Source organism: Enterobacter sp. MGH 16, assembly GCF_000493175.1.
Taxonomy (GTDB): Bacteria; Pseudomonadota; Gammaproteobacteria; order Enterobacterales; family Enterobacteriaceae; genus Enterobacter; species Enterobacter roggenkampii.
In genome coordinates this window covers 1-16,258 of record NZ_KI535696.1, presented here as the reverse complement: position 1 = coordinate 16,258, position 16,258 = coordinate 1, and the positions used below count along the sequence as shown (strand labels likewise).

Annotated in this window: 24 protein-coding genes and 1 pseudogene; 2 read left to right on the top strand and 23 right to left on the bottom strand. The window is 54.5% G+C overall.

Annotated elements, in window-relative coordinates:
* Positions 1 to 3 precede the first annotated feature (3 nt).
* From traB to L362_RS00640, 5 genes are read right to left on the bottom strand one after another with little or no spacing between them, the layout of a single operon-like run.
* Positions 4 to 1,407 (bottom strand): F-type conjugal transfer pilus assembly protein TraB, encoded by a 1,404-nt coding sequence (gene traB, locus L362_RS00620; RefSeq protein ID WP_032638127.1) that lies wholly within the window; start codon positions 1,405 to 1,407, stop codon positions 4 to 6.
* Positions 1,408 to 1,409: 2 nt separating this feature from the next.
* Positions 1,410 to 2,150, bottom strand: coding sequence for a type-F conjugative transfer system secretin TraK (traK, locus tag L362_RS00625; RefSeq protein ID WP_023345488.1), 741 nt, complete (start codon positions 2,148 to 2,150; stop codon positions 1,410 to 1,412).
* A gap of 11 nt (positions 2,151 to 2,161) precedes the next feature.
* Positions 2,162 to 2,743: a TraE/TraK family type IV conjugative transfer system protein gene (locus tag L362_RS00630; protein WP_023345487.1), complete on the bottom strand. Its 582-nt coding sequence runs from the start codon at positions 2,741 to 2,743 to the stop codon at positions 2,162 to 2,164.
* 6 nt (positions 2,744 to 2,749) lie between these two features.
* Positions 2,750 to 3,052 (bottom strand): type IV conjugative transfer system protein TraL, encoded by a 303-nt coding sequence (gene traL / locus L362_RS00635; RefSeq protein WP_023345486.1) that lies wholly within the window; start codon positions 3,050 to 3,052, stop codon positions 2,750 to 2,752.
* 3 nt (positions 3,053 to 3,055) lie between these two features.
* On the bottom strand, positions 3,056 to 3,409 hold the full coding sequence (locus L362_RS00640) for a type IV conjugative transfer system pilin TraA (RefSeq protein ID WP_023345485.1): 354 nt from the start codon (positions 3,407 to 3,409) through the stop codon (positions 3,056 to 3,058).
* Between the two features lie 196 nt (positions 3,410 to 3,605).
* Here L362_RS00640 and L362_RS00645 point away from each other — a divergent pair, with 196 nt between their 5' ends.
* Entirely contained in the window at positions 3,606 to 4,247 is a 642-nt protein-coding gene (locus L362_RS00645) for an Arc family DNA-binding protein (RefSeq protein ID WP_023345484.1), read from the top strand.
* Positions 4,248 to 4,279: 32 nt separating this feature from the next.
* Here the strand turns inward: L362_RS00645 and L362_RS00650 are convergent, their stop codons facing one another.
* Complete coding sequence (locus L362_RS00650) at positions 4,280 to 4,675, bottom strand: relaxosome protein TraM (RefSeq protein WP_023345483.1); 396 nt, start codon at positions 4,673 to 4,675, stop codon at positions 4,280 to 4,282.
* Positions 4,676 to 5,248: 573 nt separating this feature from the next.
* On the opposite strand from L362_RS00650, the gene L362_RS00655 reads away from it, so the two are divergent.
* Positions 5,249 to 5,788: a lytic transglycosylase domain-containing protein gene (locus tag L362_RS00655; protein WP_023345482.1), complete on the top strand. Its 540-nt coding sequence runs from the start codon at positions 5,249 to 5,251 to the stop codon at positions 5,786 to 5,788.
* Between the two features lie 28 nt (positions 5,789 to 5,816).
* Here L362_RS00655 and L362_RS00660 read toward each other — a convergent pair whose 3' ends face one another.
* The 17 genes and pseudogenes from L362_RS00660 to L362_RS00725 form a co-directional block, all read right to left on the bottom strand.
* Positions 5,817 to 6,638, bottom strand: a complete 822-nt coding sequence (locus L362_RS00660; protein ID WP_023345481.1) for a DUF932 domain-containing protein — start codon at positions 6,636 to 6,638, stop codon at positions 5,817 to 5,819.
* A 16-nt stretch (positions 6,639 to 6,654) separates the two neighbouring features.
* Positions 6,655 to 6,948, bottom strand: a complete 294-nt coding sequence (locus L362_RS24315) for a hypothetical protein (RefSeq protein ID WP_023345480.1) — start codon at positions 6,946 to 6,948, stop codon at positions 6,655 to 6,657.
* 687 nt (positions 6,949 to 7,635) lie between these two features.
* Positions 7,636 to 7,971 (bottom strand): hypothetical protein, encoded by a 336-nt coding sequence (locus L362_RS00665; RefSeq protein WP_023345479.1) that lies wholly within the window; start codon positions 7,969 to 7,971, stop codon positions 7,636 to 7,638.
* A gap of 42 nt (positions 7,972 to 8,013) precedes the next feature.
* Complete coding sequence (locus L362_RS00670) at positions 8,014 to 8,805, bottom strand: N-6 DNA methylase (RefSeq protein WP_023345478.1); 792 nt, start codon at positions 8,803 to 8,805, stop codon at positions 8,014 to 8,016.
* Between the two features lie 40 nt (positions 8,806 to 8,845).
* Positions 8,846 to 9,046: a hypothetical protein gene (locus L362_RS00675; protein WP_013087182.1), complete on the bottom strand. Its 201-nt coding sequence runs from the start codon at positions 9,044 to 9,046 to the stop codon at positions 8,846 to 8,848.
* 87 nt (positions 9,047 to 9,133) lie between these two features.
* Positions 9,134 to 9,595 carry a DUF1419 domain-containing protein gene (locus L362_RS00680; RefSeq protein ID WP_023345477.1) on the bottom strand — a complete coding sequence of 154 codons (462 nt, stop codon included), beginning with the start codon at positions 9,593 to 9,595 and terminating at the stop codon, positions 9,134 to 9,136.
* A gap of 77 nt (positions 9,596 to 9,672) precedes the next feature.
* Positions 9,673 to 9,879 carry a hypothetical protein gene (locus L362_RS00685; protein WP_023345476.1) on the bottom strand — a complete coding sequence of 69 codons (207 nt, stop codon included), beginning with the start codon at positions 9,877 to 9,879 and terminating at the stop codon, positions 9,673 to 9,675.
* A 60-nt stretch (positions 9,880 to 9,939) separates the two neighbouring features.
* Complete coding sequence (locus tag L362_RS00690; RefSeq protein WP_023345475.1) at positions 9,940 to 10,254, bottom strand: hypothetical protein; 315 nt, start codon at positions 10,252 to 10,254, stop codon at positions 9,940 to 9,942.
* Between the two features lie 867 nt (positions 10,255 to 11,121).
* Positions 11,122 to 11,241 (bottom strand): type I toxin-antitoxin system Hok family toxin, encoded by a 120-nt coding sequence (locus L362_RS0123325; protein ID WP_223230179.1) that lies wholly within the window; start codon positions 11,239 to 11,241, stop codon positions 11,122 to 11,124.
* A pseudogene (locus L362_RS25005) lies at positions 11,189 to 11,338 on the bottom strand (DUF5431 family protein); the annotation flags it as partial. The pseudogene L362_RS25005 and the gene L362_RS0123325, both read right to left, overlap by 53 nt.
* Positions 11,339 to 11,507: 169 nt before the next feature.
* Positions 11,508 to 11,882: a hypothetical protein gene (locus L362_RS00695; RefSeq protein ID WP_023345473.1), complete on the bottom strand. Its 375-nt coding sequence runs from the start codon at positions 11,880 to 11,882 to the stop codon at positions 11,508 to 11,510.
* A 55-nt stretch (positions 11,883 to 11,937) separates the two neighbouring features.
* Positions 11,938 to 12,264 (bottom strand): hypothetical protein, encoded by a 327-nt coding sequence (locus L362_RS00700; protein WP_023345472.1) that lies wholly within the window; start codon positions 12,262 to 12,264, stop codon positions 11,938 to 11,940.
* On the bottom strand, positions 12,261 to 12,989 hold the full coding sequence (locus L362_RS00705; protein WP_023345471.1) for a plasmid SOS inhibition protein A: 729 nt from the start codon (positions 12,987 to 12,989) through the stop codon (positions 12,261 to 12,263). The genes L362_RS00700 and L362_RS00705 overlap by 4 nt, the downstream gene beginning before the upstream one ends.
* Positions 12,986 to 13,420, bottom strand: a complete 435-nt coding sequence (gene psiB / locus L362_RS00710; RefSeq protein WP_023345470.1) for a conjugation system SOS inhibitor PsiB — start codon at positions 13,418 to 13,420, stop codon at positions 12,986 to 12,988. Before psiB ends, L362_RS00705 begins: the two co-directional genes overlap by 4 nt.
* Positions 13,421 to 13,457: 37 nt before the next feature.
* Positions 13,458 to 15,470 carry a ParB N-terminal domain-containing protein gene (locus L362_RS00715; RefSeq protein WP_023345469.1) on the bottom strand — a complete coding sequence of 671 codons (2,013 nt, stop codon included), beginning with the start codon at positions 15,468 to 15,470 and terminating at the stop codon, positions 13,458 to 13,460.
* A gap of 67 nt (positions 15,471 to 15,537) precedes the next feature.
* Positions 15,538 to 15,903 (bottom strand): hypothetical protein, encoded by a 366-nt coding sequence (locus tag L362_RS00720; protein ID WP_015572064.1) that lies wholly within the window; start codon positions 15,901 to 15,903, stop codon positions 15,538 to 15,540.
* Between the two features lie 43 nt (positions 15,904 to 15,946).
* On the bottom strand, positions 15,947 to 16,219 hold the full coding sequence (locus L362_RS00725; RefSeq protein ID WP_023345468.1) for a hypothetical protein: 273 nt from the start codon (positions 16,217 to 16,219) through the stop codon (positions 15,947 to 15,949).
* Positions 16,220 to 16,258 lie beyond the last annotated feature (39 nt).

Genomic DNA, 16,258 nt, shown 5'->3' with positions numbered 1-16,258 from the left:
TCATCAGTTGATGGTGTCACCGAGGCGCAGCTGGCTGGCCTGGCGGAGAACGTCATCCGGGTTGATGTTGCCGACTGAGGTGGTACTGGATGTGGTGGTCTGGCTCGCCGGTTGCGGAGTTACGGCATTCTGCGCGGCGTTGCCGGCTTTCTGCAGTTCCTCTTTTGCCTTGGCGTCCTCAGCGTCTTCAAGGGTTTCAAGGCGAAAGCCCTTCTGGAATACAACGGTCACCTGATTGCCGGCACCGATATCAATTACCGGGTGGTACTGCTCAGCGCGTTTAATCCAGTACTGGCTCAGCGTGTCGGCCGCCTTGCTGGCCCCGCCGCCTATGCCCTGCTTAAACACGTCGCCGGCACCGACATCCGCTGTGGCGCCGAGGCCGACGGATGGTGTAGCGGCAGATTTGATACCTTCACCAAAACCTGACAGGAGGCCTGCTGCACCGGCGTAGCCGACAATCATGCCGTTTCGCATGACTGGCTTGCCTCGAATGCCGCCTTTACCCTGGAAGCTGACATGCCCCTGAAACTCCATGTCCACGTGCTTGCCGTTTTTCAGGATGCAGCTGATGGATTGAGTGCGGACGTTTCCGCGTTCGCTGGAAATATCGCCCCACATCTCACCCACAATAAAGCAACCGTCAGCGTTGAACTCTTTGTTGTTGGGCATCTGAATGTTGCCCTGCAGGCGGATAGTAACAGGGCTGGTATTCTGCTGACCGGTGACGCTGGCGTTCGCGTCGGCCCCCTCAATCAGAACAGCATCAGAGAAAGAGCCAGATGGAATCCAGGGGAGTCTGGTTGGCTTTTTCTTCAGGCTGTCGTAGCTGAACTTTGTTGTCGACAGACCGCCTGTCATACGCTGGCCGGAGCCGCCCGGGTAGAACGCTGCGCCCTGCCCCATATTCACACCAGTGGCGGCCGGTGTGCCTGCGGGGGTTACAGTATATTCGGGTGGTCGGGCCTGACCGGCAGCAACGGGACCTGGGAGTGGTGTTCCGTTCGGACCTGCAGGTGGTGTCTGCTGGCCAGTGGTCTGGTTGCTGCCGGGGGCTTTCGTAAGCTGGTCATTCAGACGCTGAATTTCAGCGTCCTTCTCGGCGAGCTTCTGGTCGGTTGTGAGCTTGTTCTGCGCAAACTGCTGGGCAAGTGTGGCAAAGTTTTGCTCAAGAGCAGAGGTCTTTGCCTGCTGCTGTGTCAGTGCGGCATCATTGACCTGTTCGTTAAACGCCGCGGTCACAACGCCGGTCAGGTTTGGTGTTGCAACCGGTGCGGGTTGCTTTTGTTTTTGCTGGTATTGCCCGTACCACATTACGCCGCCCGCTGCAGCTGCGCCGCCAATGATGACGGCGGCCAGGATGGCCAGCTGCTTGCGGCGGGTTTTCAGGTTTTCATTCAGGCTTATGGTCATGGGCGGGCGTCTCCGTCATCTGAAAACACAATCCAGGCATAGCCTTCGCCGCCAGCGTAGAGCTGATTCTGCGACAGCATTACGGCCCGGACACCCTTGCGCCAGAAATCGCGCTCGCGCAGGCTGCGGGTGATGCTGCCCGGGTTGCTCATCCGGAAGCGAACAACCCGCAGGTGGTTGCCCACAAACTGGCGTTCAGGCGTCAGGCGTACATCACTGGCGGGTGTGTAAGCCGGCATGCGGCTGACCGGGTATTCCTGGTAGTCGTCCGGCACCTGTCCATTGACTACGGCGCGGGATAGCGCAACCAGCGTTTTTTCATAGGTCTGCCCTTCTTCCCATGCCTTCGCATCGTCGTTCTTGCGAAGTGGTGGTGACATCGGGGTGAAGCGCAGTGTTTTGCCGTTACCCGGCTGCGGCCTGACGTTCAGGCTCAGCGATGAACCGTGGTCAGTCTGGATAAACAGGGTGAAGTTCTGGCCGACAAGCGGAGACAGGATAAGCGCTCCGTCCTCGGTCTGGCTCTGGTCATACGCACCGGTTGGTCCGCTGATGCTGGTAATGAGTTCTCCGTCTACAACAACCTTGCTCGGGTTGGTGTTGCTGAGGGTGACGTTAAAGGCGGCGTCGTTCTCAAACGGGATGGCTGCGGGTGCGGAAGCGGCCCGGAGGCCGCTTGTGAATAATCCCGCTGCCAGAAACACAGCAGCAGCTGCCGGTGAAATGCGAAATTTCATGGGCAGTCCTGTCAGTTGGTGGAAGATACCGGCCTGAGTTCTTCAAAGCTGTGGAGGTTAATCACACCGTTGTCATAGCTCAGTTTCAGCCGGTAGGTTTTTTCCTGGTCTTTCAGTGGCGTGGTGATTGCGCCGTTGGTGGTGGATGGTTTCAGAACCCCGCTGTACTGCACGGTGTCATCGTCAATAACCCGAATTTCTTTCGTGTCGAATCGGGTGGTGATGCCCCCGTTCTTGATTCGCTCAGCTTCAATATCCAGGGCTTTCTTGAGTGCGTCCCTCTCGGCGGAGGGGACGAATCCAAGAACCATTTTATGGTTAGTGTCGACGTTTTCCGGAGTAACGTTGAGTCGCCAGTAAATAAAGGAAGCGGCGAACTGTGTCAGACCGGTGGCATCGACACTTTTAGAATCTGATGCAAATGGGCGGTTAAACGTTAATGGCGTGGTGATGGTTTTCTGGGTTGTGGCGAAATACCATGCCAGTGACCCTGTCAGTACATTCCCTGCGCCCATGAGTAAAGTTAAAGCTGAAAGACCAATAAACGCATAGCGGAGTTGTTTATCGCGCTCTCCTTTAATATTCAGTTTCATTAAAAACTATGCCCTCCAGTGCCGGAAACTTGAATCAGGTATCTGGCGAAAGGTTACTTTGAATAAAAGTGATGGCAGGTGCCAGTAACAGAAATTAAGTAACCAGTATGACCCCTGACCTTTTTTCAGATATCTGACGATAAACCAGAGGATTCCCGCGATTACACCAAGTTCGAGTGACAGATTGTTAAGCACCCCCAAAACCAAAAGGGGTGCAGTAACAATCAATTCGTCAATCGGTAAGCCTAAATAGCGGTCCTGCTGGTTCATTGTTTCCGGGAAGTTATATTTATCTCCTTCCTCATTCATCATTTAGCTCGCGATGCCGAAGGCGACACGGGTAAAGATGATTGCCATAACGATACCGACGAACACCAGTGGTGAGCGGGCCTTAATGTAAATAAACAGGCCCATGATGATTTCGGCGATGTAGAACCATCTAACCAGTGAGGAGCCAGAACCGAAGGTGGAATTAACCGTGGTGTTCTGTGAGGAAAGAAGGTCAGTACCAGATGCGAATGCCGGGTGAGTGACCATAAGTGCAATTAAAAAAGCACCTGCTGACTTTAAGTAAAATTTCGCTTTGCGATTTTCGCGAGCTTTGCGGAATAAAGACGCTACCGCCCATCCCTTACCGACGTTAAGGGCACTGCCTTTGGTTAACATGTTTGTTTTCTCCGAAGTAAACAAAAGTGAATCGCGTAAGTGCTTGTTTACGCGGGCGCAATTGTCCCATGACCCTAAAAAAAAAAAACTGTGATGCATGTCACACTTTTTGGAATCATTCGGATTTATCCGAATATGTAAGTGGGTAGGCTTTGTTGACCAGAAAGTTCAGAAATGACCTCCGGGATCTATAGCTATGAAAGTTAAAGAAAAAATGTGGGATGGTCGCGGCCGTCCACGCAAGTTCCAGCCAGGTGAAGCGGTGGAGTGGCGATTGCGTGCTCCGGATAATCTGCTTATGGAGCTGAGAATATGTGCCAGGGCTGGCAACAGAAGTGTGAATGAGGAAATTATTGCCAGGCTTTTGTTGTCGCTGAATTATCAGCCCGGCAAGCCTGTCATTAAAACTGCGGAGGGTGAACGGCTCATTGCTCTGGCGGTGAGATTTGAAGAGTGGCTGGGGCAATTACTTGATGGTGAATCTATTGATGATGCTGGAGAAATTAAATCCTCGCCCAAGCAGGAGCAGTTGTGGATGTGGCGTGAGGGTGGAAGAGTTTTGCTTCCGGGGAAAACAACCGGATATAGCATGCGAATTCCTGAAAACCTTGCAGATGAAATCAGGGCAATGGCGAAGGTGCATAACCGTAGTCTGAATGATGAAATGCTCACCCGTCTGATGAATACGCTGGGTTATTTTACGGAAAGGTTACTTGACCAGAACGAGGATGCACAGGCGCTTAAAGTTCTTTGCATGGAGTTCGAGGTGTTCCTGAAAGAAAAAATAAAGGAGGTGGGGAAAAGTGACCTTCCCTGGGATGAAAAACCGTCCCTGTGATCGATGTGGGCCGGGGTTTCCGGCTCACGGATTTATTCTTTTTCGTTGATGAAGTGCCTTGCTTCTGCTTCGTTCTCGGCTGTGTTTATGCCGCTTAAAATCATATCAAGCGTATCTTCAAGGCTGCCTTCGCCGTCTTTTCCTGTCATTTTTAAATACATCTCAGCGATTAGGGTGGCAATGAGAACTGTGCCTTCGCGTGAGCCGGCTGCTTTTCTTATGAGGCCTCTTCGATATCCTTCGATATCAAATTGATTGCCATCCTCGCCATCGCGTTTATAAACAAGCAGTCCAAGCCGGATTAATTCGTTGCAGGTAGCTGATATGTTTGCTTCTCCAGCATTAGCGCCGTTCTGCAGGTCTTGTTGAACAATATCGCGAACTTCACGTTCAATTTTATCTTTAAGGTAGATGCCGACTCTTCCCATATTTCTTACCTGTTTTAAGTTAGTGTCGGAACCGACACTATGTATGGCCTGTTGGTGGATTACCAGATTGCTGTGCAAGGCTGTAATGGGTTGATACTGCTGTGCATTTCTGTTCTATACAGTAGTACAATCCAGCACTATGATGTGCGATAGTGTGACACTGTGCGATATATAATTCAATGTAATTAAAGCATATCTACAATTGTACGATACATGTGTGACATACCGACACTAACAGGTATCAGGATTATACGATAGTGTAGTGTCGGTATGTACGACATTAAACGGTCACATTCCAAAAGCGCGCAAATTTTTTACAAACATCCCACTGAAATAAAAGGAAAAATCTGCAAGACAAAGTCTTGCGTGGGGTGTGATGTTTTAAGGGGTTAGTAAAGAGCGGCATGTTAATACCGCCCACTGCCCTGACATGTTTATTCCGGCCTGGTGTTAAATCCCCGCAGGAGAGCGTTCACGCGCGTTTGTAGTGAATTAACTTGATTACGACGATCCGCCGGGGTATTTTTTAAAGCGACTCTCCAGAGCCCGTGTATTTCGTTAAAAGGCCAAACCATGAAAATATCGTTACTGCCTGCGACATTTCTGACCCTTTCACTATCTGCTGGCGCAGCTCCCCAGATGTGCTTTGACCAGGCCGGGAAAGATTATCAAATTGATCCGCTGCTGCTTATGTCAATTTCGATTAAAGAGAGCAGGCTAAAGCCGGGTGCGATAAATGGATCAAACAGGAATGGAACAGAAGATGTCTGCGGGATGCAGGTGAACAGTTCCCATTATGGCAAACTTAAAAACTTCAATATTACCCGTGAGCGCCTGTTGAATGATCCATGTATCTGCGTTTATACGGGAGCATGGGTACTGGCGCACAACTTCAGGTCATACGGAAAAAACTGGGACAGCGTTGGGATGTATAATACGGGCCCGAGCAAAAAGCTCATTGTACAGCGCAAGGCCTATGCACAGGACATCAAAAATATATATCGTGTATTACTGGCAAGAAAAAAGTTACTCTCTGAACGTCTCGCGCCAGCTGCGGGAAAGGAGCATGAGATTAAAATTGCGGAAACGGCCTCGTTACATAGCGGACAGTAAAAATCCGCTCTGTTGAGCGGCTTAATTTTCAGGCCTTCAGTTTTGCAAACTCCTCAGCCATTTTCCAGAGCACCTGATTTAATTTGATGTCACCATCTATTCCGGTGACTTCCCGCGTTCTGGTCATCTTCCCTTTTTCCGTTCTGCCACGAATCCCCCCACGGATAACATTTTCCTGCACCACGTTAAACGTGGTCCATAAATCCTGGCCTCTGTCGAGCACACGGCGAGGGTTAATAATTTGCTCCGGGGTAATCGGCGCTGGTTTTCCATCGTACTTAAGTTCCAGGGCGGTCTTACCAAAAAGGCGCTGCTCAGGCAAAGTGAGCTGAATGCTTTTCATGAGGTCAATATTTTCATCAACCGCGTCAAATGTTTTCAGCACCGTGTAAGCGCCTTCAATAACCTGCCCGACAATATCCCCTTTATGGGGTACGCGGATTTCACCAAAATCCTTCCATGCAACCAGACCATTACTGCAAACCTGACGGAACATACCGGGGATCATTTTATAGCTGCTTGAACCATCATGGCTATTCAGCAGAATAATTTCCGGTACTTCTTTTCCGTTAATCTGGTCATGACGACGCAGGCGAAGCATATGCTTAGTAAAGTCGCGTTTATCCTGGTCACGTGTACGTGACTGAGTTGCATAATACGGCTGAAAACCTTCATCACGTAAACGATCAAGAATGTTTATGGTCGGGATATATGTATAACGTTCAGAGCGTGAATCGTGTTTATCCGATGAGAACGCGCTCGGAACGATGAGCTGTAATTCCTCATTCGTCAGCGGACGGTCTTTACGGATCGAGGTAGGTATACGATAGCGGCTTGCGAAACTGACCATTTTTATTTACTCCTGATTATTTAGTAAGAGATGAAGAAATAACACGGTGAAAATTATCCAGCGGCATTGCAGCTGCCACCGGGCGACCATCTACAACCCAGACAGAGATATAATCCGGGCATTCGTCATTTATTAACGTCAGCTCAGTGGCATTCTCTGGCGGCGTAAAAATTGCCGGTTGTGGCTCCCCTTCCGATGCTGCCAGGACCCAGCAAAACAGATCCGTGAACTGAGACGTGGTGAGGTTTGAATCACATCTTCCGGTAGATTCTTGAGCGGCGGTTTTGACGTTGACGTTTCGTGTGTGCATCCTGGTTTTCTCCTGTGGTGATGGTTGTCCATCTCCCTGGTGAGTTCTCTCGCGGCAAAGGGCAAAGGAGCAACGGCGAAGGGAGGAAGGAAAGGGGCGGAGACGAAAGTTTTTGCGGCACGCAAAAAGTTTTGGCGGAGTGCATTTCACCCCTTGGATGACGACCCGACGGTGCTACAAGCAGCCCTCCGCGTGAGGACACTCGGGGGATGGCTTCACCGGGGGAACAGGATGCACACACCCGACACGTCGGAACGGCGTGGCGCCATTAAAGCGACGGCATCAGCCGGCGCGGTGAAGGCGTTCCGGACGGCACGGCCGGAGAAGCCGCAGCCCTTGACCTTCGCCATCAGACCCTAGCGTCAGCCCGAAACCCGGAGGGGTTCGGCGGAGCCCGGCGGGTGCGTCAGCAGCCGCCCTGGCGGAGTGGGGCTCGACGACCGGACAGCAGCGCTGGCCGGGAGCCGAAGGGGGCCATCGCCCTGCCCTGTTTTCGGGTTATGGCCACGGAGCTGCAGCTGAGGAAGTTAACCAGCAGGACGCCGGTTATGATCGCAGGTAAGGAGAGAAGCGCTGCAACGGGGAAAGGCAGGAGCGCCGGAGGCGCTTTCGCCCTCCCCGTTTCCCCGAAGGGGTAGCGTTTTTTGCGGGTGCCCCGATGATATGCACTGGGGCTAACATATCCGATCAGATCGGTTCTTCGCTGTCCCCTCCGTTTTCCTGCTCATAGTGCATCATGGCCATGTTCAGCAGGGCATTAAATCCCTCGATGCCAGCCCCGTCCGGCTCGCACTGTTCGCACAGGTGCAGCAGATTTGCCAGAAAATCCGTGATGACAGTTTGCACGCTTTCGCTTTCCCTGTTCAGCCCGGTTTTACGGGCAAATTTCCAGAGCACATCTGCAGCCAGCGCGGCGTGATCATCGTTGCTGCGGATTTTTAGCGGTTCAGGCTGACCGTTAAGGCGTTCTGCCATCGTCTCCAGCACGGTCGCCGGAACAGCGTTCAGTGTGTTGCTTGTCATTTTCTCTCTCCCTGCGGCAGGTTAGCCCTGCCGCTCTGTCAGTCAGGCGGCCACGGTGGCCAGAAAGTTTTTCATTGCATCCAGACGACTGCGAAATACCAGACGTCCCTGCCAGTCATTGAAGTAATAAACAGGGGTGTAACGCACGAGGTTTGCTTTCAGGGTCAGCGTATTACCGGTCACGACTTTCGCGGGTATACCCAGCAGTGCCAGCTGGATAAAGGCCATATCTGCCACCATTGGATCGATGTCAGTGCAGGTGGCATACAGCTGTTCTGAAGGGTTATATCCCGCTTCAGCCATCCAGTATGCAAAGGCAATGACCATTCCGGCGCTACCACAGGCTGGCTCATCGAGCGTTATCCACCCCTCACGCTTTATCGTCTCCTGAGCGCCGGGCATGAGTAGTCCGGCCATCAGGCGGGAGATGCAGGACGGGGAGAAATACTGCCCCATTTCGTCCGCGCCCAGCTCCTGCTCCATATACAGAGCGCCGAGGAAATCATGAATTTCACCCGCCAGCCCCTCCACCAACAGGCAGAACAGCTGCTTCATGGCGTCCAGATCGTCCGGCTGATACCGCCCGCAGATGCGGCGGCTGTTTTCGATGTTCTCCGGCGAGCGAATACGGGCCATATCCAGCTCGCTGGCTGCCAGGGTGATGAAGTCGCGGAACACTTCGGAACGGCGCATATTTTTCGCCGTCTGACGGAAGACACTGGCGAACTCTTTACGCGCCTCAGCTGGCGACAGCATCCGGGCAGGCGCAGAACCCTGCGGCTGCGGATCAATCTGGTCTGCCAGGAACAGGGATTCAAAACTCAGTTGTGACATGGTTTCTCCTTATCGGCCGCCCGAAGGCGGCCGTCTCCAGTTAAGCCAGTCCAAGCGCCGGGTAGACGCTGACAGCCAGACCACAGTCAGCATCGGTGGCGTAGCCCGTTTCGGCATTTACCACGGACAGGAACGGCTGCCACTGTGAGAAGCGCAGCGCGGGTACGCGAGCGCGTTTTCCGGCGCGGAGGGCATTTACAAATGCCTTCGCCTGTGCGACAGTTTGCGGGTCAAATTTCACGATCAATCTCCTTACTTTGGTTGTGATTGCCGGTTCACCGTTGCTGCGGCTACCCGGCGTTGAGAAAGCAGGGGCAACCCTGCTTTTTTAATGCGCGGAATTCAGCGGCGCATCGAGACAGAAACGGGCGATCACGTCGCCAATCAGCTCCCGGTGATGGCGGGTGTGCAGGTCATGGCACTCAAAGAAACGCGCGCCATACTGGACAAAAATCGCGGTCACATCCCCGCCCGTAAACTCCATCGATTTGAACGACTCCCCGCCATACCCCCTGCACCAGTCCACTGGCGGCAACGTTTCCAGCTGGTCGATATAGCGGGCCTCGGTGATTTCCACCCAGGGACGGCGATAGCCGTCATTCTGCTTTTCCTGTACCAGAGTCGCGGGGATCAGCTCCGCATCCGGATAGAGACGGCGAAGGGATTCCAGCGTTTTAGCTTCACGTTGAGTCACCCACTGCCCGTCCTGTTGTGTTGCGCGGTCATAAACGGCGTTATGAGACGGAACGAAAAAGGCCATTGGTGCAGCGGTCGGGGGGTTAACGTTCATCTTTCAGGCTCCTGTTTGATTTAGTTCAGAGCGGTAGCTGCTATACAGCACCGCATCGGGTCGAAGGTAAGTCCGGGTTACTGAACGCCCAGACGGCGGAACATATCGGCGATAATGTTTCTGCGGGTATAAGAAGCACCTGCAGCTTTCAGATCCTCCAGAACGTTCCATGAATAGCTCGCCTCATTGCCATAAATCGCAATTAGAGAGGCTGTTTTAGGCTCCGGGGCTGACATATGCCCATTTCCGGAACAGGCCTTTGCGGTCGGGGTGTTAACGCTCATGTTTCTGGCTCCTGTCTGATGAGGTTCAGTGCGGCGGCTGCCGCACGGGATGAACCGGATTTAAATGTCGATACCTTCGCGCTCGATCAGGCGCACAAACTGTTTGAAGTGGTCAGCTTCAGCCACATGAATATGGCGGAACTGTTTATCGACGCCGCTGCTGAGGGCGTAGAAATAGGTGCAGCGCATTGTTTCGGGGCAGCGTCTGCGCAGTTTCTTCAGCTCTGCAAGGCTGCTGAACTCCAGAACGTCCGATTCCTCCTCAGAGTTTTTTTTCGTCTCAGCGACGAGGATCGTGCACGACACGGTTTTCCCCCCCATCTTCCTGGAAGATTCTTGAGCGGCGGTTTTGACGTTGACGTTTCGTGTGTGCATCCTGGTTTTCTCCTGTGGTGATGGTTGTCCATCTCCCTGGTGAGTTCTCTCGCGGCAAAGGGCAAAGGAGCAACGGCGAAGGGAGGAAGGAAAGGGGCGGAGACGAAAGTTTTTGCGGCACGCAAAAAGTTTTGGCGGAGTGCATTTCACCCCTTGGATGACGACCCGACGGTGCTACAAGCAGCCCTCCGCGTGAGGACACTCGGGGGATGGCTTCACCGGGGGAACAGGATGCACACACCCGACACGTCGGAACGGCGTGGCGCCATTAAAGCGACGGCATCAGCCGGCGCGGTGAAGGCGTTCCGGACGGCACGGCCGGAGAAGCCGCAGCCCTTGACCTTCGCCATCAGACCCTAGCGTCAGCCCGAAACCCGGAGGGGTTCGGCGGAGCCCGGCGGGTGCGCAGCAGCCGCCCTGGCGGAGTGGGGCTCGACGACCGGACAGCAGCGCTGGCCGGGAGCCGAAGGGGGCCATCGCCCTGCCCTGTTTTCGGGTTATGGCCACGGAGCTGCAGCTGAGGAAATTAACCAGCAGGACGACGGATATGACGCCCGGGATGAAGAACACAGGGAAAACCAGGCTGAAGCCAGATACAGGCAGGTAACTCGTGGTGCTCTGACTTAAGCAAAATCAGGCAGGAGAGAGGGCAAGGCGGAGGGAGCAGAGGGACGGCGCCTAAGGCGCGTCCCCCTTCCCCCGTTCCCCGCAGGGGAACAGCCCTTCCCGGAAGTTCAGGCGATGCGGTCGCATCGGGAAGGAAAAAGGGGCTACCGGCGAACCGGCAACCCCTTCATAAAGGCGCTTCAGGCATGTCCACACAGTCTCAACCCCTGAATGGCGGGGGTTTCCCCCCGCCGGGGTTAGCTACTTAGCGGATTCGTAAGCCATAAAAGCTGCCACCTCCCTGTCCGTGTCCCTGTACCGGATTTCGCAGAGCGATTTCCGTGTCAGGTAAGTGAATATCAGCAGTGTTAGACACACTATTAATACGCACCAGAGCAGGGTGTTTCGCGGCAGTTTCATGGCCTTCTTCTCCTTGCCTTGCGGCATCTAAGAGGCTATCCTGATGTTGTCTAGGCATACAGGTGGCCTCGTGGGTTAATGAAAATTAACTACGGGGCTTTCTGCTTTCTGCCACACAACACGGCAACAAACCACCTTCACGTCATGAGGCAAAAAGCCTCAAGCGCCACGTCGATTATACCGGGCAGGAGCTATTTCTTACCAGGTATATCCACGCTTTATGCTGCTTATCGCCTGAAATATCTCAGGTATCCCCATCCCGCGATCACTACACCCGTGACCAGCGCAAGATTGGGCAAAATGACGTCAAATGCACTTACAAATTCGGCATCAGAATTACCCTGCCCCCAGAATGCCAGCTTATACCCGACGCCCCAGACAAAGAAGATGATCCCGGCACTCAGAACTCCGTATTTCATTACGCCGAGCAGGATTTCATCTAACCAGCCAGGCGGATCACGCCATGTGATGACCAGAGCTATTAGTGTGCAGATGATCTGGCCTGCATAATAACCAGGCGTACCATGCCATTCTGGCGCAGCATGCTTAACGATTAAATAGAACAGCACGTTCAGGAAGATAACGAGCAACCAGTACCTCATAATTCTGCTTTCCTTATATGTTTTGTCTGAGCAGTCAGACAACATTGTATCTGATTCATCGGGCGGACTTGCCATTGAAATATGCCGGACGTGCAGCCAGCTCACGCTCGATTAACTCATCGGCAAACAAAGGGGCAACACGATTAATCCGTGCCTGCATGTTGCGCCTTCTCACTGCGGCTTTCCGTTCATCGCTCCAGCGCTGGATCTGTTTCTGACCGAGAAAATCCACGCAAACAGCGTAACCTGAGCCAGCAACCCAGCGTGCCATCACCTCCTCAGGTGCCGCCTGCCCTGCCTCCACGACAACTGAAACCAGCTCCAGTAGACCTGGGCAGGGCTTGTGCGGCAATTTCCAGCGCAGGGAATAGCGCCACTTCATACACCGCTCCGGTCAGCCAGCTTATTTGGCACCTGCCAGCGTTCAGCGACACGAACATGCTCAGGTGTTTCCCGGACAATAAACGGGATTTCATACATCACTGTATACAGCGGCTCACCGCTGATGCGAAGCCAGTCAAGTTCCTTCAGCGACGCGAACCGCGACTGCCAGCGCCAGAACGGTGCAGCAAGCTCTGCCGCGTCAAACTCGTCGCTCCACCGGGTGTACCAGGTGCAGACGGTTTCCGGAGACTGAAAATTCAGGTCGATTTTCGCCTGCTCCAGCAGGTTCTGGCGCAGTTTCCAGCGCTGTTCGTACTCACGAGACTGGCGGCGCATCTGACGCGTGGTCTTAATGCCGGACCTGTGCAGCCGTCGACCCGTGCGGGTGTGCATGACCTCAGGAAACAGTTCGGCCTGTACGTCAATTGTGAGCGGCAGCGGGCAGGCTTCGCCACTGGTGGCGATCATCGTGTTAAGCGCCTCCTCGACCTGTTTCAGGTTCGAATGACGGTTATTTGGCACCCAGTGCAGACCAGGTATTTTATTGGCCACCGTGGCGTTGAGGCGTCCGCTGCCCGTGAGAAGACGCAGAAAGGTACGCACATACGGCATGGCGGGCAGTCGTGCGCCGCGTTCGCGGGCAGACTCAACATGGCTGATAGCCTGTATTGCAGCCTGACGGGCGGGCTTCAGGGAAACGAGCGCGTGTGAGGACGGGATCATGCTGTCACCTCCACATTCATCAGCTTCGCCACGGTGCGGGCAGTGCAGTTAAAGCGGCGCATACCTGCCAGCTGCGCGATCAGCTGGTTTATCCGTTCAGGCTGAAGCGTGTCGCTCTGGTAAAGAGTACGCACCACTTCACCGCCGGAGGACAGCAGCACCAGAAGCCAGTAAGGCGAGACTTCGCCCGGGCTGCACACGCACAGATGCCAGTCATCACTGCCGTCCGCGCTGAAGCGGCACTGGACAGGGAAGAAGCCGCCGAACTCGCTGCGGTATTCGGCGCAGACGCGCCATCCTTCAGGTGTCGACAGGAGGCCGGTCACGGCATCGCTGAGGGCGCGGCGCGCGTCCTCCCCCTGCTGACGGATAAACTCCAGGTCTGTGGCGGTCAGGGTGTTGATTCGGTTCAGGTCATATTGCATGGTCATGTCTGTTCCCGCCGCCCGAAGGCGGCGGCCTCCGGTATTATGCAGCGTGGTCAGTGGTGTTAGCGTCGGATTCAGTGGCTTCTTCAGCCTCAGCGGCTGGCGCAGGGCGCACCATCCAGTCAGGCAGCCAGCCCTGAGCATTCAGATCCTGTTCGGCGGCCTTCGCCGCATCGCGGCGCTTGAGTTTCACAACTTCACCCGCACGGGCGCTGAGTCCGGCTTCTTCATAGGCTTTGCCAATCTGGGAAATCGTGAGCTTCCCGAAGTAACTCTCAGCACCCGGTTGCCACCACTTGCGCAGGTCAAAGTCCAGCGCCGCTTCCAGCCCGTCCAGTTCGCTTTTCTGCGTATGGTTGTACATACGTTCCTGAATACCGTTGATACCGTGCGCGGCACAGAATCCCAGCAGGGTGTTCACCTGCTCCGCTGACCATGAAAGCAGCCAGGTGAAATCGAGATGCCAGTTTTCGGGCAGCGTTGCCTGAAGCGCCTCTTTCTGCGCTTTGAGCGCCGTCAGCGCCTTCCCTTCTTCACCGGATGGAGCCAGTGATGCAAGGTGATACTGATTCGAGGACACGGAGGCTTTCAGCGGTTCGCTGCGTTTACCGTAGCTGCGGTCAAACATACTGAGGCACAGTGTCCACGTCAGCAGCGCCACCGATACGTCGGGACGACCTGCCAGTTCGGCCTGAACGGCGAGAGTCCGTTCGGCTGACATAGCTTTTACCAGCGTTGCCGGATAGGCGTCGGCGGGAATTTCAGGCGTGGTGTGTCTGATCACATTGCTTTCACGCTCCTGACGCGCCTGTTCTTCAGCTACCCGGTCTTCGTCGGTCAGCTTGCGGATACCAGGCTGAACCTGAAAATTGCTACCGTCCCATGACACCCAGATTCCGTGCGCGGCGCGAAATTCCGGCGTGGCTTCGCGGTACTGCGCCTCGCAGTAAATGTCATCGATATCCTGCTGAAGCTCGTATTCGTCATCGTAGCTTTCAGTGGCTTCCATTTGTTCTTCCAGCTCACTGACGCGTTTCTGTTCTTCTTCCGTCAGGACAGCTTTCGGCATCGCAAAACGGTACTGTTCACCGTCCTCACCGCTGGCACGCAGTTCCGTCATACGGAACTCAGCCCAGCCCCAGCCCTGCTCCTGCTTAACGCGAGCGGCGAGCACGGTGAGCTTGCCAGCCAGCAGAGATTTAACCAGCGCCGCATCGGCAAAGGTGCTGTCCTTGTCGCTGAACAGGTCGGCGGTCAGCGTACCGCCAGCGGCGGTATAGGCTTCCTCGCCCACATACTCAAACATCGGGTGACTGATGGCCATCTTGTCGTCGGTCACCATTTTGCGCAGGGTCTGTACGGCAGGATCGCGCCACTGTACAACAGCCTCTTTCCAGACCTGCTCCTGACGCTCATGAGTATCAGCAAGGGTCAGGACTTCACACTGTTCAAGGGAGATTTCATCCCGCGCCAGCGCATCCAGCAGGGAGGGGGCAAGATTCGCCAGCTTCAGGCAGCGCTGAACGTGGCGCGGGTGATAGCCCATCAGTGCGCCGATCTGAGAAGCCGTTTTACCTTCCTGCTGAAGGGTACGAAAACCGATAATCTGCTCGGCGGGATGCATGTTTTTACGTCGACCGTTCTCGATCATCGAGGCCGCCACAGCCATCTCCACGGGCAGGACTTTCACCGGAACAAACGGCGTGTCTGCATCGAGCACACCGCGCATCACCAGAATGCCTGTGCCTCTGCGGCGACCTTCCCCGCCGACAATGCCGATCGTACCGTCCGGCAGTTCTGCACCGATCAGGTTTTGCAGGATGCCCATTGCCTGAATGCTGTCTGCCATCTCTTCCACTTCCTGATCGGTATGCGGAATGATGCGCGTGTTTAAGCCAGTGTGTGACAGGCGGGAGTACGGGAAGATTTGCACGGGCGTATCAGCAAGCAGCTGGACGAGCTTCTGCTCGGTAGACTGCGCGAATTTTTCCGCAGATTTAGTCTGACGGGTGGTCTTGGCTGGTTTTTTTGCCGTAGTATTGGTGGCGACCATGATTTTTACCTCTCAGTGATAGTTGTGGTTAGCCGTGGCCGGAGTGCGATCCGGTCACGGCACTCGGTTAACCGGTAATGCGTTTCGGGTGTGCTGCCAGTGCTCCAAAGGACGGATAGCCATCAAGAAGCTGCATCATGACTTTTGCCCCTTCCAGCATCGCTTTATCCGTTACGCTGCCGCTGTTTTCACACACGTTGATCGTTGCCACGATCCCCGATTTCACATCTGAAAAACGCTCATACATGCGGTTGCTGAACAGGACTCGTTTGCCTCCTGCCATCACCTGCCAGTTGTTGCAGTCATTAAATCGGGTGTCCACGTTGTCAAACTCGACCACGTGGGTGTCGCTGGCCTGAATGCGCAGCAGCTTCACGATTTCGGTGCTCTGCCCGACCTTACGGGTCGCCGGACGGGTGTTAAGGTTCTGCATGTTTCCTCCTTCTCTGGGTTAAGGCCGGACATCCGGCCTCCGGTTAAAGCTGCACGTACTGCAGATTGCGTTTCAGTTCCAAAAGAAAATCCGGGTCAAATGACCAGGCGCGCCAGTTAAGCGTTCCGTAGGTTCTGATCTCCACCTGAACGTCTCCGTATCGGGACACATCGGACAGGGTGACGGTGACACCATCTTTCAGCGAAGTGGCCTGAGCCACCCACTCCCGTGCGACAGAAACAGGGTTTTGTTCTTCCCCTATCTTCCTGGAAGATTCTTGAGCGGCGGTTTTGACGTTGACGTTTCGTGTGTGCATCCTGGTTTTCTCCTGTGGTGATGGTTGTCCATCTCCCTG

Coding starts and splice junctions, on each gene's coding strand:
- L362_RS00695 (WP_023345473.1), bottom strand. CDS start 11,882: ATGAGGTACTGGTTGCTCGTTATCTTCCTGAACGTGCTGTTCTATTTA.
- L362_RS00685 (WP_023345476.1), bottom strand. CDS start 9,879: ATGAGCGTTAACACCCCGACCGCAAAGGCCTGTTCCGGAAATGGGCAT.
- traL (WP_023345486.1), bottom strand. CDS start 3,052: ATGAATGAGGAAGGAGATAAATATAACTTCCCGGAAACAATGAACCAG.
- L362_RS00720 (WP_015572064.1), bottom strand. CDS start 15,903: ATGCAGAACCTTAACACCCGTCCGGCGACCCGTAAGGTCGGGCAGAGC.
- L362_RS00700 (WP_023345472.1), bottom strand. CDS start 12,264: ATGAAGTGGCGCTATTCCCTGCGCTGGAAATTGCCGCACAAGCCCTGC.
- L362_RS00690 (WP_023345475.1), bottom strand. CDS start 10,254: ATGCACACACGAAACGTCAACGTCAAAACCGCCGCTCAAGAATCTTCC.
- L362_RS00640 (WP_023345485.1), bottom strand. CDS start 3,409: ATGTTAACCAAAGGCAGTGCCCTTAACGTCGGTAAGGGATGGGCGGTA.
- L362_RS00670 (WP_023345478.1), bottom strand. CDS start 8,805: ATGTCACAACTGAGTTTTGAATCCCTGTTCCTGGCAGACCAGATTGAT.
- L362_RS00655 (WP_023345482.1), top strand. CDS start 5,249: ATGAAAATATCGTTACTGCCTGCGACATTTCTGACCCTTTCACTATCT.
- L362_RS00645 (WP_023345484.1), top strand. CDS start 3,606: ATGAAAGTTAAAGAAAAAATGTGGGATGGTCGCGGCCGTCCACGCAAG.
- L362_RS00660 (WP_023345481.1), bottom strand. CDS start 6,638: ATGGTCAGTTTCGCAAGCCGCTATCGTATACCTACCTCGATCCGTAAA.
- L362_RS00630 (WP_023345487.1), bottom strand. CDS start 2,743: ATGAAACTGAATATTAAAGGAGAGCGCGATAAACAACTCCGCTATGCG.
- L362_RS00650 (WP_023345483.1), bottom strand. CDS start 4,675: ATGGGAAGAGTCGGCATCTACCTTAAAGATAAAATTGAACGTGAAGTT.
- L362_RS24315 (WP_023345480.1), bottom strand. CDS start 6,948: ATGCACACACGAAACGTCAACGTCAAAACCGCCGCTCAAGAATCTACC.
- L362_RS00665 (WP_023345479.1), bottom strand. CDS start 7,971: ATGACAAGCAACACACTGAACGCTGTTCCGGCGACCGTGCTGGAGACG.
- L362_RS00680 (WP_023345477.1), bottom strand. CDS start 9,595: ATGAACGTTAACCCCCCGACCGCTGCACCAATGGCCTTTTTCGTTCCG.
- L362_RS00705 (WP_023345471.1), bottom strand. CDS start 12,989: ATGATCCCGTCCTCACACGCGCTCGTTTCCCTGAAGCCCGCCCGTCAG.
- traK (WP_023345488.1), bottom strand. CDS start 2,150: ATGAAATTTCGCATTTCACCGGCAGCTGCTGCTGTGTTTCTGGCAGCG.
- psiB (WP_023345470.1), bottom strand. CDS start 13,420: ATGACCATGCAATATGACCTGAACCGAATCAACACCCTGACCGCCACA.
- L362_RS00715 (WP_023345469.1), bottom strand. CDS start 15,470: ATGGTCGCCACCAATACTACGGCAAAAAAACCAGCCAAGACCACCCGT.
- L362_RS00725 (WP_023345468.1), bottom strand. CDS start 16,219: ATGCACACACGAAACGTCAACGTCAAAACCGCCGCTCAAGAATCTTCC.